At 34.2% G+C, this 15,350-nt stretch carries 14 protein-coding genes; 8 read left to right on the plus strand and 6 right to left on the minus strand.

Annotated features, from left to right (window positions below; all coding sequences use genetic code 11):
* The first annotated feature begins 30 nt into the window (after positions 1 to 30).
* Entirely contained in the window at positions 31 to 1,398 is a 1,368-nt protein-coding gene (locus QMO11_RS03755; protein ID WP_282036095.1) for a bifunctional cytidylyltransferase/SDR family oxidoreductase, read from the plus strand.
* Positions 1,399 to 1,557: 159 nt separating this feature from the next.
* On the opposite strand, the gene QMO11_RS03760 is transcribed toward QMO11_RS03755, so the two are convergent.
* A complete protein-coding gene (locus QMO11_RS03760; RefSeq protein WP_282036096.1) occupies positions 1,558 to 2,640 on the minus strand; it encodes a CDP-glycerol glycerophosphotransferase family protein in 1,083 nt (360 codons plus the stop codon).
* Positions 2,641 to 2,646: 6 nt separating this feature from the next.
* Complete coding sequence (locus QMO11_RS03765) at positions 2,647 to 3,495, minus strand: LicD family protein (RefSeq protein WP_282036097.1); 849 nt, start codon at positions 3,493 to 3,495, stop codon at positions 2,647 to 2,649.
* A gap of 321 nt (positions 3,496 to 3,816) precedes the next feature.
* On the opposite strand from QMO11_RS03765, the gene dnaG reads away from it, so the two are divergent.
* The 3 genes from dnaG (at position 3,817) to QMO11_RS03780 (ending at position 7,602) form a co-directional block, all read left to right on the plus strand.
* Complete coding sequence (dnaG, locus tag QMO11_RS03770) at positions 3,817 to 5,769, plus strand: DNA primase (protein ID WP_282036098.1); 1,953 nt, start codon at positions 3,817 to 3,819, stop codon at positions 5,767 to 5,769.
* Between the two features lie 17 nt (positions 5,770 to 5,786).
* Positions 5,787 to 6,290, plus strand: a complete 504-nt coding sequence (locus QMO11_RS03775; protein ID WP_282036099.1) for a pyridoxamine 5'-phosphate oxidase family protein — start codon at positions 5,787 to 5,789, stop codon at positions 6,288 to 6,290.
* A 73-nt stretch (positions 6,291 to 6,363) separates the two neighbouring features.
* On the plus strand, positions 6,364 to 7,602 hold the full coding sequence (locus QMO11_RS03780) for a nucleoside recognition domain-containing protein (RefSeq protein WP_282036100.1): 1,239 nt from the start codon (positions 6,364 to 6,366) through the stop codon (positions 7,600 to 7,602).
* Positions 7,603 to 8,154: 552 nt separating this feature from the next.
* Here the strand turns inward: QMO11_RS03780 and QMO11_RS03785 are convergent.
* From QMO11_RS03785 to ribD, 4 genes are all read right to left on the minus strand, one after another.
* Positions 8,155 to 8,649: a dihydrofolate reductase gene (locus QMO11_RS03785; RefSeq protein ID WP_282036101.1), complete on the minus strand. Its 495-nt coding sequence runs from the start codon at positions 8,647 to 8,649 to the stop codon at positions 8,155 to 8,157.
* 16 nt (positions 8,650 to 8,665) lie between these two features.
* On the minus strand, positions 8,666 to 9,460 hold the full coding sequence (locus tag QMO11_RS03790) for a thymidylate synthase (RefSeq protein ID WP_282036102.1): 795 nt from the start codon (positions 9,458 to 9,460) through the stop codon (positions 8,666 to 8,668).
* Positions 9,461 to 9,538: 78 nt separating this feature from the next.
* Positions 9,539 to 11,002 carry a cardiolipin synthase gene (gene cls, locus QMO11_RS03795; RefSeq protein ID WP_282036103.1) on the minus strand — a complete coding sequence of 488 codons (1,464 nt, stop codon included), beginning with the start codon at positions 11,000 to 11,002 and terminating at the stop codon, positions 9,539 to 9,541.
* 57 nt (positions 11,003 to 11,059) lie between these two features.
* A complete protein-coding gene (ribD, locus tag QMO11_RS03800) occupies positions 11,060 to 12,109 on the minus strand; it encodes a bifunctional diaminohydroxyphosphoribosylaminopyrimidine deaminase/5-amino-6-(5-phosphoribosylamino)uracil reductase RibD (RefSeq protein ID WP_282036104.1) in 1,050 nt (349 codons plus the stop codon).
* Positions 12,110 to 12,165: 56 nt separating this feature from the next.
* Between ribD and prmC the strand changes: the two genes are divergently transcribed.
* The 4 genes from prmC (at position 12,166) to QMO11_RS03820 (ending at position 15,303) form a co-directional block, all read left to right on the plus strand.
* Complete coding sequence (gene prmC, locus QMO11_RS03805; protein ID WP_282036105.1) at positions 12,166 to 13,068, plus strand: peptide chain release factor N(5)-glutamine methyltransferase; 903 nt, start codon at positions 12,166 to 12,168, stop codon at positions 13,066 to 13,068.
* Positions 13,069 to 13,173: 105 nt separating this feature from the next.
* Positions 13,174 to 14,349: a molybdopterin molybdotransferase MoeA gene (locus QMO11_RS03810; protein WP_282036106.1), complete on the plus strand. Its 1,176-nt coding sequence runs from the start codon at positions 13,174 to 13,176 to the stop codon at positions 14,347 to 14,349.
* 10 nt (positions 14,350 to 14,359) lie between these two features.
* Positions 14,360 to 14,809: a cyclic pyranopterin monophosphate synthase MoaC gene (moaC, locus tag QMO11_RS03815; protein ID WP_282036107.1), complete on the plus strand. Its 450-nt coding sequence runs from the start codon at positions 14,360 to 14,362 to the stop codon at positions 14,807 to 14,809.
* A complete protein-coding gene (locus QMO11_RS03820; RefSeq protein WP_075603296.1) occupies positions 14,809 to 15,303 on the plus strand; it encodes a MogA/MoaB family molybdenum cofactor biosynthesis protein in 495 nt (164 codons plus the stop codon). Before moaC ends, QMO11_RS03820 begins: the two co-directional genes overlap by 1 nt.
* Positions 15,304 to 15,350 lie beyond the last annotated feature (47 nt).

Below are 15,350 nucleotides of genomic sequence, written 5' to 3' on the forward strand. Positions count from 1 at the left end.
ACTCTAAAATATAAAGATAAACAAGAAGTAATGAAGAACATAGGAGTAATATTAGCAGGCGGAAGTGGAACTAGATTTGGTAGCGATAAACCCAAACAGTTTTTGCGGGTTGCGGGTAGAAAAATATTAGAGCATACATTAGATACTTTTCAAAACTCACAAACTATTGATGAGGTTGCTATTGTTACACACAAAGGTTATGTTGATGAAGTAAAAGAGCTAATAAATGTAAATTCATTTAGTAAGGTTAAAAAAATCCTTTTAGGAGGAAGTACTAGAAATGAATCAAGTTTAGCAGCTATTAATGCATATTGGAGTCCTGCTGAACAGAACGAGATAAACTTAATATTTCACGATGCTGTACGTCCTTTTGTATCAAATAAGATACTAAATGACATAAATACTCAATTGAATAATTATAATGCAATAGATGTTGCCATTCCATCTACCGACACTATAATTGAAGTTGAAGATAGCAAGATAGTTAGTATTCCTGATCGTAATAAATTAATGAATGGTCAAACACCCCAGGCTTTTAAATTATCAACCATCAAGAGGGCGTATGATTTAGGTCTTAAGGACCCCAACTTTAAAGCTACCGATGACTGTGGTGTAATCAGAAAATACCTGCCTGAAGAATCAATATTTGTTGTTGATGGAGATCCAACTAATATAAAAATTACTCACGAACTCGATCTTTTCATTTCAGACAAGATATTCCAAATTAGGCATAAACAATTCTTTAATCAACCTTCGTTAGAAGGAATGCAAGGTAAAGTATTAGTTGTTTTTGGAGGAAATGATGGAATAGGAGGAGCCACTGCCGATCTTGCAGAAGTGAATGGTGCCAAAGTATTCCGATTTAGTAGAAGCCTAACAGGCACGGATATTACGAAGCCTAATGACGTAAAGTCAGCCCTTGAACTTGTATATAAAGAATGTGGCAATATTGATTTTGTTGTAAATAGTGCCGCAATATTAAATAGACAACCATTGGCTCAAATGGATTATGAAACCATAAATGAATCCTTAGATATAAACATAAAGGGAGCAATTATTGTAGCTAAAGAGAGTTATTCATACTTATGCAAAACAAATGGTCAGCTGCTAAATTATACCTCAAGCTCATACACAAGAGGACGTGCATTTTATGCTGTATATTCGGCAACCAAAACAGCCATTGTAAATTTAACACAAGCTTTAGCTGAAGAATGGGAACTTAATAATGTTAGAGTTAATTGCATTAACCCAGAAAGAACCAAAACTCCAATGCGCACAAAGAACTTTGGAATGGAAGCAGAAGATACACTCTTAAAAGCAGAAAAAGTTGCAGAGGTATCTTTAAAAACTCTTTTAGGTAAGTTTTCTGGTCAACTTATTTATGTGAAAAGAATATAATATTTCTAACTAAGAGGTTAATCCTAAGCATTAATCTCTTAGTTAAAAAAATATTAACTGCTAGATAGAGGAATTAAAAAAAAAGAAATGCAAACCTGTGAGAACCTAAGAATTCGTCTTCTTTCTTATAGATTACTTTTGAATTAGGTTATTTTTTCATCAATACTTTTCTAATATTGAAACAATTCGCCTAGAAACTTCTCCATCAACCAGTCCAACGATATCCTCCGAAACTGATAACCTCTCTTTTTCTTTGCTCTGAGGATTATTTAATTCATTTAATACAACATCTCTCAGTAATGATGAATCTAATATCTCAACTCCAACCTTCCTGTAAATATCCATATTAGAATCAAGTCGTTTTCTGATTTTTGATTTAAAGATTCGGTAAGTCAGTCTATATTTAATATCTCGATTTATAATAACTGGTTTATTAAGAGCTGCAAATTCAAATATTGCAGATGATTCATCGGTAACCATTACGTCTGCAACTGCCATTAAAGGGCACAAATCAAAGTGTTCAGCATCTGCAAAAAATACATTCTTATATTTCTCCCACGCCTTAAATTTCTTTAAATGGTGCTTATACTTTTTACGCTGCAAGCTGAAAAAATGCGGCTTTACAATTATATTGAGATCTTTAAATATTTCCGGAAAATCAATTTGCATATTTTCTATTGAACTTGGATAGAAAGTAGGCGCATAAAGCAATGTTTTTTTACTAGCATCAAGATTATATAGCTCAAGATACTTCTCCTTTTCATTCCTAATAATATTTACAGCGGTATCAAGCTTTGCGAACCCAACATTATGCAAATCACATTTAGTATCCGGAAATAATTCTTTTATTTTTTCAATCCGCTTTGGACCTTCAATAAATCTAATATCATGACTATTTAAAATATCAGAATAATAACCTGCTTTTGTTCCAATCCCATGAACCACAGAGACAGAATAGTCATATTTAATTTCAAATATTGGAAATTTATTTCCCCCATTAATCATAAACTTACAATTAATCGGATCATTATTCTCATTATATATTTCGTAATTAAAGTTATGCTTCTTACAAAAATTAATTGCTACATCATTTTGATATGGTAAATCCTTACCCATCAATAAAAATAAAAAATCATGATCTCGTTCTTGCAGAATTTGCGCAATCGGAAAAAACTGAGGGATAAAATACAAATGTTGGGAAACAAACAAAGCATAATACTTTTTACAATTCGGCTTACTCATAACTACTTAATATTGTATAGATTGTGGGTGATTACATTTTGTAAAAGGGAATATTTCATGCGCATGTACAATTCTATCTTCCTTTGGAGGTAATTTCATAAAATCACCATACATTTGAGTTAAGTATGATTTATAATCATTTGGCGCATTAAACTGCAAACCTTCAAATTCGATCTTCTTACATGGAAAAACGGTATTGTATTTGAAATTTTGAAAACCTACTGTTATATCAACACCTGTGCTAACTATATTAGCTTCTTTACCTGTATGCATATTAATAATAAACTTCTTAAGATTTTTATATCCAATAATTTTAATTGGCAATATTGATAAACCATTTAATACACCCGAAAAGAATCTTACAAGCTTAGATGTTGATTTATGCCATCTACGGTTTAATAGTAGCTTGCTTTTTGAAAATTGCTTTTCAATAATATCGTACGGAAAGATATCCACAAAAATACCTTGATGATAGGATACTTTTTGATCTAACTCCGTAGTCTGAATAAAAGTACTGTAATTATCTCTAACCTTAATCCATTTCCAAATAGACTTATCTGTATCTCTAGTCTGTAAAAAAAGGTCCTTTGGCAATTCTCTTTTCGCTACTTCTATAAACTTATTATAATCCTTTCGAGCTAAACACACATCAATATCATCATCCCAAGGAATAAATCCTTTATGCCTAACTGCACCCAATAAAGTGCCTGCATCAATCCAATATTGGAGTTTATGCTTTTCACATATTTGATCAATTACCTTTAAAATCTCAAGCATTACTAACTGAGCTTGTCTTAAAGGATCATCTGATAGCTCTCTAATTAACTTATTGTATTCAACCCCTCTTCCCGTCATCCTAAAAAAATGAATTCGTTTTTTCTACACCAGTTACTTTTTAATAAATAGTGTTTATAATTATAACCAGCAAACTCAAATTTTAAGTATTTTAGTTGACTGACTTAACATTTTATTAAATATTTAATAGCAATACACCTAAAGCATACTTAAAGTTACATATTTTGTTGATTTCGTTTATTTTTTCCAAAAGTATCATAAACTCGAGGCAATCACAATTAAGTACCCAATACTTTAAATAAGAAGGCCTGAAAATTAGATTACAAATCTAAAAGCTTATTGTGTATCTTTGAGCTCGCAAGAAATTAGGTGTATAAATAAATGATAGATCAGGGAACGGTAGATAGAGTATTTGAAAGTGCTCAAGCACAAATTGTTGATGTGGTTTCGGAGTTTGTATCACTTCGTAAACGAGGCATTAACTATATTGGTAATTGCCCGTTTCATAATGAGAAAACACCATCATTTACTGTATCTCCCCACAAGGGAATTTACAAGTGCTTTGGTTGTGGAAAAGGTGGTAATGCCGTTAACTTTTTAATGGATGTAGAGCAAATTAACTACATCGAAGCCATTCGTCATTTAGGAAAGAAGTTTAATATCCATATTGAGGAGGTAGAGTTAAGTCCTGAACAACAACAAGTAAAGGATGACAGAGAGAGTATGATGGCTGTATCTGCATTTGCTCAAAAATATTTTACAAATACACTTCATAAATCCGACGAAGGTAGGTCTGTTGGCCTATCCTATTTACGAAGCAGAGGGTTTAGAGATGATATTATTGAGAAGTTTCAGCTAGGATACTCACCTGAATCAAGGTCGGCGTTAACAGATGAAGCTCTTAAAAATTCCTTCAAAGTAGAATTTTTAGAAAAAACAGGGTTAACTATTGTTAGAGACACCTACAAGGCCGATCGTTTCAGAGGAAGAGTAATTTTTCCCATCCATGGGATCTCTGGTAAACCTACTGCTTTTGGGGGTAGGGTTTTAAAAGCCGATGCAAAAACTGCCAAATACTTAAATTCGCCCGAATCAGAGATTTATCACAAGAGTAAGATCTTATACGGAATTTATCAGGCCAAGCAAGAGATCACTCGCAAGGATAGATGTTTCTTGGTTGAAGGTTATACCGATGTAATTTCATTTCATCAGGCAGGGGTTTTTAATGTTGTGGCCTCATCGGGAACAGCATTAACGGTAGATCAAATAAGACTAATAGGGCGTTTTACGCAAAACATTACCATTATTTATGATGGTGACCCTGCAGGTATAAAAGCTTCGTTACGAGGAATTGACTTGGTTCTTGAGCAGGGCATGAATGTTAAAGTTCTTTTACTTCCTGAGGGGGAAGATCCTGATTCGTTCTCAAAAAACAGAAATGCCGAGGAACTTGAAAAATACATTGCTGCAAACGAAGGCGATTTTATCAAGTTTAAAACAAGTTTATTACTTGAGGATGCAAAAACTGATCCTGTAAAGAGAGCCCAATTATTACAAGACATTGTACGTACCATTTCCGTTATTCCTGATAATATTATACGCTCTGAATACGTGAAGGAGTGTAGCACTTTAATGGGTGTAGAGGAGCCTATTATTTACGCAGAGTTATCAAAAAAAGGAAAACAATCGAGAGAAGAGCAATATAAAGCAGCTTACCAACAAGCACCAACTCCTCCGCCAAGACAACAAACCCCTGCAAGTAACTTCACATCTCTCAATCCTTATGAAGTGGAAGAACGAGAGATTATTCGATTCATGATAAAGCATGGACACTTTAATCTTTTTGAAGAAGAAGAATTAGGCGAAGGTGAAGAAAACACAACTGTTGGTGCATTTATTCTAGCTCAGTTTCAAGAAGATGAATTAGAAAGTGCCAATCCTTTATATAAAAAGATAATGGAATTGTACGAGGCCAATTATCAGAATGAAGATTTTGATGCACCAAAATTTTTTGCTGCCAGCATGGATAAGGAAGTAAGCCAGCTAACATCGGATTTAATTAGTCAGGAAATTGAACTAAGTAAAATTCATTCTCGCTTCGGATCTAAGGTCACCAACGAAGGTGATTCTGTAAGTTGGTTAGTGCCTAAATTAGTACACGAATTAAAACTAAAAAAGGTAAAACGATTTATTGAAGAACAAAGAGCTATTTTGAAGACTGCTCAAGAAGCCAGAGACGAAGAAAAGCTTTTAAATACCATGCAGATGATTAGCAAACTGCAAACCATACAAACTGCACTTTCGAAAGAACTAGGTGGCAGAACAATATTGTAAATAATAAAAGATATATAATGAAAACTGTTGAGCATTTAAACGACAAACGAATAGAGGAAATTATTAAAAAATGTGATGTATGTTTTATTGGCGTTGTTGATGGCGATATGCCTTACGTACTTCCTATGAATTTTGGATACCACAACAACATTATTTACCTGCATTCAGCTCCAGAAGGTCGTATTGTTGATATTCTTGAAAAGAACGCAAATATTTGTATCACCTTTAGTACCGGTCATGAATTGGCTTTTCAACACCCTGAAGTAGCTTGTAGTTATCGAATGAAATCTCAAAGTGTTGTGGCATGGGGGAAGGTTCAATTTCAAGAAGATTTTGATAAAAAAGTAGAAGCCTTAAATATCCTAATGAAGCAGTACTCTGATAAGAAATTTAAATATTCTGATCCGGCTATTAAAAACGTAAAAATATGGGAAGTCCCAATTGATAAGGTAACTTGTAAAGAGTTTGGTGCACCACACGAGAAATATCAAGGAGATGATACCGTAAAGCGCTCTTTCTAATTATAGTTTATAAGATAGAAGAGTTAGCAAGCTGTAAAACAATTAATAATTAACAATTAATAATTACCTAAGCATGGTTCTTAATTATATTTGGATTGCATTTTTTCTCATCACTTTTGTAATAGCTTTAATTCGCCTTATTTTCTTTGGGGATGTTGAAGTGTTTCCTGAAATAGTTAAAGCCACGTTCGATTTTGCAAAATCAGGTTTCGAAATTTCACTAGGTTTAACCGGTGTATTAACACTTTGGTTAGGCCTCATGAAGATAGGAGAGAAGGGAGGAATGGTAAGTACTTTAAGTCGATTAATATCGCCCTTATTCAACCGACTGTTCCCAACGCTACCAAAAAATCATCCTGCATTCGGAACCATGATTATGAATTTATCGGCCAATATGCTTGGGCTCGATAATGCTGCCACTCCAATGGGATTAAAGGCCATGGAGCAACTGCAAGAAGAAAACCAAAAGAAAGATACTGCTACAAATGCACAAATTATGTTTTTGGTACTAAACACCTCTGGCTTAACCATTATCCCGGTGAGTGTAATGGTGTATCGTGCACAATTTGGAGCTGCCAACCCTGCTGATATTTTCTTACCTATACTTCTGGCTACATTCTTTTCCACAATTGTGGGATTGCTATCCGTTTCTTACGTTCAAAAGATTAAACTTAACAATCCAATTGTAATCGCCTACCTTGGCGGGATGACCCTCTTTGTAATTGGATTAATTTGGGGATTATCTCAATTGGACAAGGAACAGATTAAACTAGTTTCCAATGTTGGAAGCAACTTAATCCTATTCTCCATTATGATATTATTTATTGTAATGGCCGCCATAAAAAAAATAAATGTTTACGATGCATTTGTAGAAGGAGCAAAAGAGGGTTTCCAAATAGCCATAAAAATTATACCATTCTTAGTCGCAATATTAGTAGCCATTGGCGTTTTCAGAACCGTTGGTGCAATGGATTACCTTACAGATGGAATTAAATATGCGGTAAGTGCTTTGGGTTTAGATACAAGGTTTGTTGATGCCCTACCTACGGCGCTAATGAAGCCTTTAAGTGGCTCTGGAGCGCGCGGAATGATGTTAGAATTATTTGACAACCCAAATTTCGGCGTAGATTCTTTTGCTGCCAAAATTGCATCTACAGTGCAAGGAGCTACTGATACTACTTTTTATATTGTAGCCGTTTATTTTGGCTCAGTTGGTATTAAGAATACTCGCCATGCAATTGGCTGCGGATTGTTGGCCGATTTTGCAGGTATTATTGCTGCAATTGTAATTGGATATTTATTTTTTGGTTAGTAGTTCAATAGCTTTATATCGTTAGCCAAATACGCTGAATAAATTGCTGCTCCAACACTATTAAGATGCCCTATATCAAAGGAGGTTGTATCTTCATAAAGCTGCGGATATTTATCCTGATAAGTATAATCCAAAACGGAATAGCCTAACTTCTCATAGTTCCTTCTTTATTGATATCTGACAAATGCTATCGATATTGTATTTAAAGAATGCTATTCTTGATGACGAATTACCAATAAAACAACTCCACTATGTAACCAAAGTTAAAAATAAGTGAATAAATGTTAATTATTTTAATATTTTTTATATATTAGCAGTCGGAAAGTTATTTAACCTTTTCTCTTAGAATCAGATGAAAAAAAACGCAAAAAAGACCTGTATTGCCCTTCAGGTCTTTTTTTATGCCTTTATTTAACTAAACTTACTGGTACAAAAATAGGTACCTCAAACAAAGCATCTACTACATTTATTAATGTTAACTTCTACTGTAAGTGTCTATATCTTGGGCCATACTGAGCAAAAAAAAGCTTACTGAATCAGTAAGCTGGTTTTCTATTTTCGTTGTAAGTCTATAAACGAATATGTGAAGTTTGTTTTTTCATCGTCTTCAATAACTTCTTTATTTACCACATCCCAGTCATCATAATTAATCTCGGGAAAGAAGGTATCCGCATCATTAAAGAAATAATCAATAACAGTAAGGTTTAATATATCAGCCTTTGGTAAAAAGGCATCATAAATCGTGGCTCCTCCAATAACAAAAACTTTCTCATCAGCGCTACATAAGCTCAGTGCTGCTTCAGGACTATTAACCACTTCAGCTCCTTCAATTTGCAAATCGGTATTACGTGAGATCACTACATTTCTTCTATTAGGTAACGCTCCTTTTGGCAAAGAATCAAAAGTTTTACGTCCCATTATTATGGTATGTCCTGTCGTTAAAGCTTTGAATCGCTTTAAATCAGAAGATATATACGTTAATAAATCGTTTTTACGACCTATGGCATTGTGATCAGCAATGGCAACTATTATAGCAATGTTTGGCATTAATTTAGTTTTTGTATTATACAGAAATAGCACCTTTAATATGCGGGTGCGATTGATAATCGTTTAAAGTAAAATCGTCGAAAGTAAAATCGTCAATATTCTTAATTTCAGGATTTAAAGTCATTGTTGGCAATTCCATTGGCTCACGTGATAACTGCAACTTTACTTGATCGATGTGATTATTGTAAATATGTACATCGCCGAGTGTATGCACAAATTCGCCAAGTTCTAAGCCAGTTGCTTGAGCTACCATCATGGTTAATAAAGCATATGAAGCAATATTAAACGGAACGCCTAAAAATAAATCGGCACTACGTTGATACAACTGACATGATAATTTACCATCAGCCACATAAAATTGAAATAAGATATGACATGGTGGTAATTGCATATCTTCAAGCTGACCAACATTCCAAGCACTTACAATATGGCGTCGAGAATCTGGATTACTTTTGATAGAATCTATTACTTGCTTAATTTGATCGATATATGTTTTGTTTGCAGTTGGCCACGAGCGCCACTGATAACCATAAATAGGCCCTAATTCTCCATCTTCTTTGGCCCATTCGTTCCAAATTCGTACACCATTATCTTGAAGATACTTAACATTTGTACTACCCTTTAAAAACCAAATAAGCTCGTGTATAATTGATTTTAAATGTAGTTTTTTAGTTGTAACCATAGGAAAGCCATCTTGCAAATTAAATCGCATTTGATGACCAAAAACACTAATAGTACCAGTACCTGTTCTATCCCCTTTTTGAACTCCTTCGTTGATCACTCGATCACATAACTCAAGATATTGACGCATAAAGATGTTTCGTTTAATTTGTGACAAAAGTAGAAAAATATCTGAACTCTTGTTTCTTTTATTTTTAGATGTTTAATACTACAATAATGGACTAAAAAGTCGAGCAAAAGACTCCTTTGCCTTCTGACTTAACGGTCGTTTTTTCCATTCGTGTGGCAATACAATTTTACTATTACTAAAATCATTTTCGAGAGATTCACGCACCTCCACTGCAAATGCTTTATCATAAACAAAAGCAGTTACTTCAAAGTTCTGCTCAAAACTCCTAAAATCCATATTACTTGAGCCCACAGAAGCTACAGCATCATCAGACACAATTACTTTGCTATGAATAAATCCTGCTTGATAAAGGTAAACTTTTACTCCTGCATTGATCATTTCCTTTACATAGGAGCGAGAAGAATACTTGGTTATGTGAGCATCCGATTTATCTGGTATCACAATTCTAACATCAACACCGCCCATGGCTGCAACTTTTAGTGCCATCAGAATGCTTTCAGTAGGCATAAAGTATGGCGAAGCAATATATACATAATCTTTAGCAGTAGATATCAGTTTCAGAAACCCCATCATTATGGCTGGCCAATCACTATCTGGTCCAGAGGTACTAATTTGAAGAACCTTATTTTCAATGGCTTTAACAGGAGGATAATATTTACTATCAATCAACTCTTTTTGACTCACAAAATACCAATCGATTGAAAATATCGTTTGCAGTGAGCTTACGGCTTCTCCTTCAATTTTTAAATGGGTATCGCGCCAAGCTCCTAATTTTTTCGACCCGTGAATGTATCTATCTGCAATATTGATTCCGCCAAGGTAAGCCACTTCTCCGTCAATGATTACTATTTTTCTATGATTTCTGTAGTTTACTTTACTTGTAAAGCCAGGAAACCTAACTTTTAAAAATGTAAATATCTCAATCCCATAAGATCGTAAATCATCAAAGTAATCTGATTTTAAATCCCAGGAGCCCACATCATCTACAATTACTCTTACTTCAACTCCCTCTTTGGCCTTATTCTTAAGTATAGCCACTATTTCATTACCAATATTATCTTCTGCCAAAATATAATACTGCATATGAATAAACTGTTTGGCTTTAAGTAAATCAGCTTTTAAAGATTCAAATTTTAATGCCCCGTTTAATAATAACTTTACACGATTGCCAAATTTAACCACCGAGTTACTGTTGTTCAATTGCAATAAAATGAGGCCATACTGGTTTTTTAAAATTTCATGACGCGATAACTCACTCTTCGGAAAATTGATGCTTTGAGCGTGTGCAAGCTTTTGAATTTGAGTATGATTTTTAAGTCCTTTACGACGAATAATCTTTTGCTTTCGAAAGTTTTGCCCAAAGAATATATACAGAACCACCCCTGCAAATGGAATTAATAACAGGACCAATATCCATGATAATGTTTTAACAGGACTGCGGTTTTCGAGCATCATTACACCAATAATTAGCAATACACTAATTAAGTATGCTGATGTAAAAATACCGGAAAGTATAGATGTAAAGTATTCGGTAAACCACATATAAATTTAGGCTAATATTTACCAACAATGTAGTTAATAATTTAGTTTAGAACAATGTTACAAATTGCTATTCGTAAAATATAGTAACTCACTATTACCAACTGTTTTTATTTCGTCAGGTCTCAAATATAATTTTGGTGCTGGCGTACCTTCAATAAACCACTTATCTCCAATAAATACCCTTGCCTCATCCCATAAGTTTGCATCAATGAAACTCTGAAGTACTTGTCTTCCGCCTTCAATAATGATGGACTGTAAGCCTAATTTATACACTTCACTAAGTAATTGGGGTATTATATTCTTGCTAAAATCAAGTGTAATATATTTACAATTAGTAGTGGCTTTTTGCGCTTTACCTGTGAATATATAGGTACTATGTTTCCGATCTAGAATCTGATGCGATTCTGGAACACGGCAAGTTCTATCAATTAAAAAACGTGTTGGGCTTTTACCTGACCAATCTCTTACGGTTAATGATGGATTATCCTTAATCGCCGTTTCTGTTCCAACCAATATAGCTTGTTCTTCACTTCTCCATTTGTGCACCAATTGACGGGCATGCTTATTGGTAATCCAAGTTGGCTGTCCAAAATTATTTTCTGTCCTATCAATATCAATTAAGCCATCTTGAGTTTGAGCCCATTTTAATATAACATATGGTCGCTTTTTATTATGGAAGGTAAAAAATCGGGCATTCAAATTTAAGCTCTCCTGTTCGAGCACACCAACCTTTACGTTAATGCCTTCTTTTTCCATCATCTCAATTCCCTTGCCTGCTACTTCAGAAAATGAGTCGATACAACCAATCACCACATTTGGTATTTTACTATCAATAATTAGTTTTGCACAAGGTGGCGTTTTCCCATAATGTGCACAGGGCTCAAGATTTACGTAAAGAGTAGAAGAGAGTAGTAAATTATTATCTTTAACTGAGTTTACGGCATTAACCTCTGCGTGCGGTTCTCCAGATTTATGATGAAAGCCTTCGCCAATAATCTTTCCATTGTTTACAATTACAGAACCCACCATTGGATTAGAATAAGTATTTCCTAATCCTACCGAAGCCAATTGCAAACAACGTTGCATATAAATCTCATCTCTACTCATCACCATAAAAGTTATTAAACAAAAATAGATAATCTGTATTAATAATTCATTTATGAATGAGGTTATTCCTCAATATTTACAGATATTTGCTCACTAAATATATTATTGTGTATAATACGCTTCAACAGATTACCAGCACTTACAAAAACCGATTACAATCGATTTACGACGAGAATGAAATCAGAAATTTTGTTACGATACTCGCATTGTACGAATTAGGTTATACAAAAATTGATTGCATGATGAATGCGTCAAATGAATTAAATAAATCCGATGCTGACTTCTTTAAGCATTCGCTTGAGAAACTTGAACAAAACATTCCTATCCAACAAATTACTGGTGAAACCGAATTTTATGGTTTACCCTTTAAGGTTTCCAAAGATGTTTTAATACCACGACCAGAAACGGAGGAGCTTGTGGAGTGGATTTTAAAAGACAATACGAACAAACATATTAACATATTAGATATTGGCACAGGCAGTGGTTGTATTCCTATTACTTTGAAGCAGCATTTACCCGATGCTAAAGTTACTTCGTGGGATGTATCTGAAAATGCTTTAGAGATAGCAAACCACAATGCTATGATTAATAATACCGAAGTTGCTTTTGAGCATCAAGATGTTTTAAAATTCGATGGAGCACTTCCTAATCAATTAGATATTGTTGTTAGTAACCCGCCCTACATTAGGGAACTAGAAAAAGAGTGGATGCATGATAATGTTTTAGATCATGAACCACATTTGGCTTTGTTTGTATCAGATTCTGACCCATTAATTTTTTACCGAAAAATAGCCCAATTGGCTAAAGCAAACTTAAAGTTTGGCGGAACACTTTATTTTGAGATCAATGAGGCTCTTGGCAAAGAAATGATTGATTTACTAAATAATTTAGGATTCAATAATGTTGAACTGCGAAAAGATTTATTTGGTAAAGACCGAATGCTAAAAGGGATAGCATAATTAAACAGAATTCTTATCAAACAAAATAGGGTAATATCACTTATACTTGATAATTCAAACATCATATACCTATATATTGCTTTCTAATCTATTAATAATTGTATCATGGTAACATACCTGCAGGCGCAACAACAAATTGCAAAAGTAGCCAACAGACTAGCAATTGAAACTATTCCGTTGAAAAAGGCTTTAGGCCGTGTAATTGCTGAAGATATTGTTTACGATATTAATATGCCTCCCTTTGATAAATCTGCCATGGATGGCTATGCTTGTGCCCGAAAAGATTTATCACTAAACCTTGTATTAGTAGAAACTATTCATGCAGGCAAACAGCCCGAAAAGGAATTACAAAAGGGTGAGTGCTCTAAAATAATGACCGGTGCACCAGTACCTATTGGCGCTGATATAGTTTTTAAACAGGAGGATGCAATTGTGAATTCTGATGGAACTATTACATGCTCTGATATCAACGCAAAAGGCAATATCTGTTTTTGTGGAGAGGATGTTACTAAAGGTTCTGTTGTATTATCTAAAAATATTTTAATAGAGGCGAAACAAACACCATTATTAGCAGGTGCCGGATATGCCAAATTAAAGGTATATAAGCAGCCACAAATAAAGATAATTACAAGTGGCACAGAGTTGGTAGAACCTTCTGAAAAGCCTTTAGCCCATCAAATAAGAAATAGTAACGCAACACAAATACAAGCCCAATTAGAAGCTTTAAAATTGCCTTATGAATATTTAGGAGTTATAAAGGATGACGAAGCTACTTTAAAAGAAAGCATGAGGAGTGCTTTTAATAAATCCGACATTTTAATTATGAGTGGGGGAGTCTCTGTAGGTGACTTCGATTTAATACCCAAAATAATTGAGGGGCTTGGCTTTAATATTGAGCTTAATAAAACGGCAATCCAGCCTGGAAAACCTATGGTATTTGCACATAAAGAGGGCAAATATTTCTTTGGATTATCAGGAAATCCTGTGGCATCTTTTATACAGTTTGAGCTATATGCAAAACCTTTTTTATATGCTTTACAAGGTTTAAACTATAAGCCGCTTCTGTTTAATTTACCCTTGGCAAATCACTTTAAGCGTAAAAATGCCGGACGTCACTTGTTTACTCCGGCAATTATTAATTCGGATAATCAAGTTGAACCAATTCTATTCAATGGTTCGGCTCACATTAATGCCTTATCAAATGCGAGTTGCTTTATTGAAGTACCAATAGGAACATCAGAGTTAGAATCTGGCACAATGGTTCAAGTTCGTCCTTTTTAAAAAGTATTTTATGAGCGAAAAACTAACACATATAGATAAAAGTGGAAATGCCCAAATGGTAGATGTGGGGGAGAAGGCCATTCAAAAACGTATTGCAGTTGCTGAAGGATTTATAAAACTAGGCAAAGATACCCTTCAATTAATACAAGAAAACAACATTAAGAAAGGTGATGTACTTGCTACGGCACGAATAGCAGGTATTCAGGCAGCAAAGCAAACCCCTACACTTATTCCGCTATGCCATACTTTATTATTAAACCAAGTAACTGTTGACTTTAATATACTTGAGAATGGAATTAAAGTAACCTCCCAAACAAAATGTAACGGTAAAACAGGTGTTGAAATGGAAGCTCTTACCGCTGTTAATATTTCATGTTTAACTATATACGACATGTGTAAGGCAGTTGATAATAGCATGGAGATAACAGATATTCGATTACTTAAAAAGGAGAAAATATAATGAGCAGTACCATTAAAATTGGAATAATAACAATGAGCGATAGAGCTTCTGTAGGAGAGTATACGGATAAAAGCGGACCTCTAGCTGCTGACTTATTTGATAACTTCTTTAGTGAAAAAGGTGAAAAACCTTCAATTGAACGTATTATTTTACCCGACTCGGAAGAAAAACTTCGTAAGCAATTGCTGGCATTCGCAAAAGAGAAACATATTATATGTGTTTCAGGAGGTACTGGAATTGGACCACGAGATATAACCCCTGATGTAATAAAGCCTATGCTAAGTAAAGAAATAACTGGCATCATGGAAATGATACGAGTAAAGTACGGCATGAAATTTCCGAATGCTCTGTTAAGTCGTGCCATTGCAGGAGTAATTGATTCAACTCTTATTTATGCCATTCCCGGAAGTCCGAAAGCTGTTAAAGAGTATCTAAAAGAAATATTACCAACAGTATTGCATTCATTAAAAATGCTATCGGGTGGAGCACATTGAAAAAGGGCCATCAACAAAATTGACAGCCCCTTCATCATATAATTAGA

Origin of the sequence: Saccharicrinis aurantiacus, from assembly GCF_947489045.1 — a bacterium.
Classification (GTDB): domain Bacteria; phylum Bacteroidota; class Bacteroidia; order Bacteroidales; family Marinilabiliaceae; genus Saccharicrinis; species Saccharicrinis aurantiacus.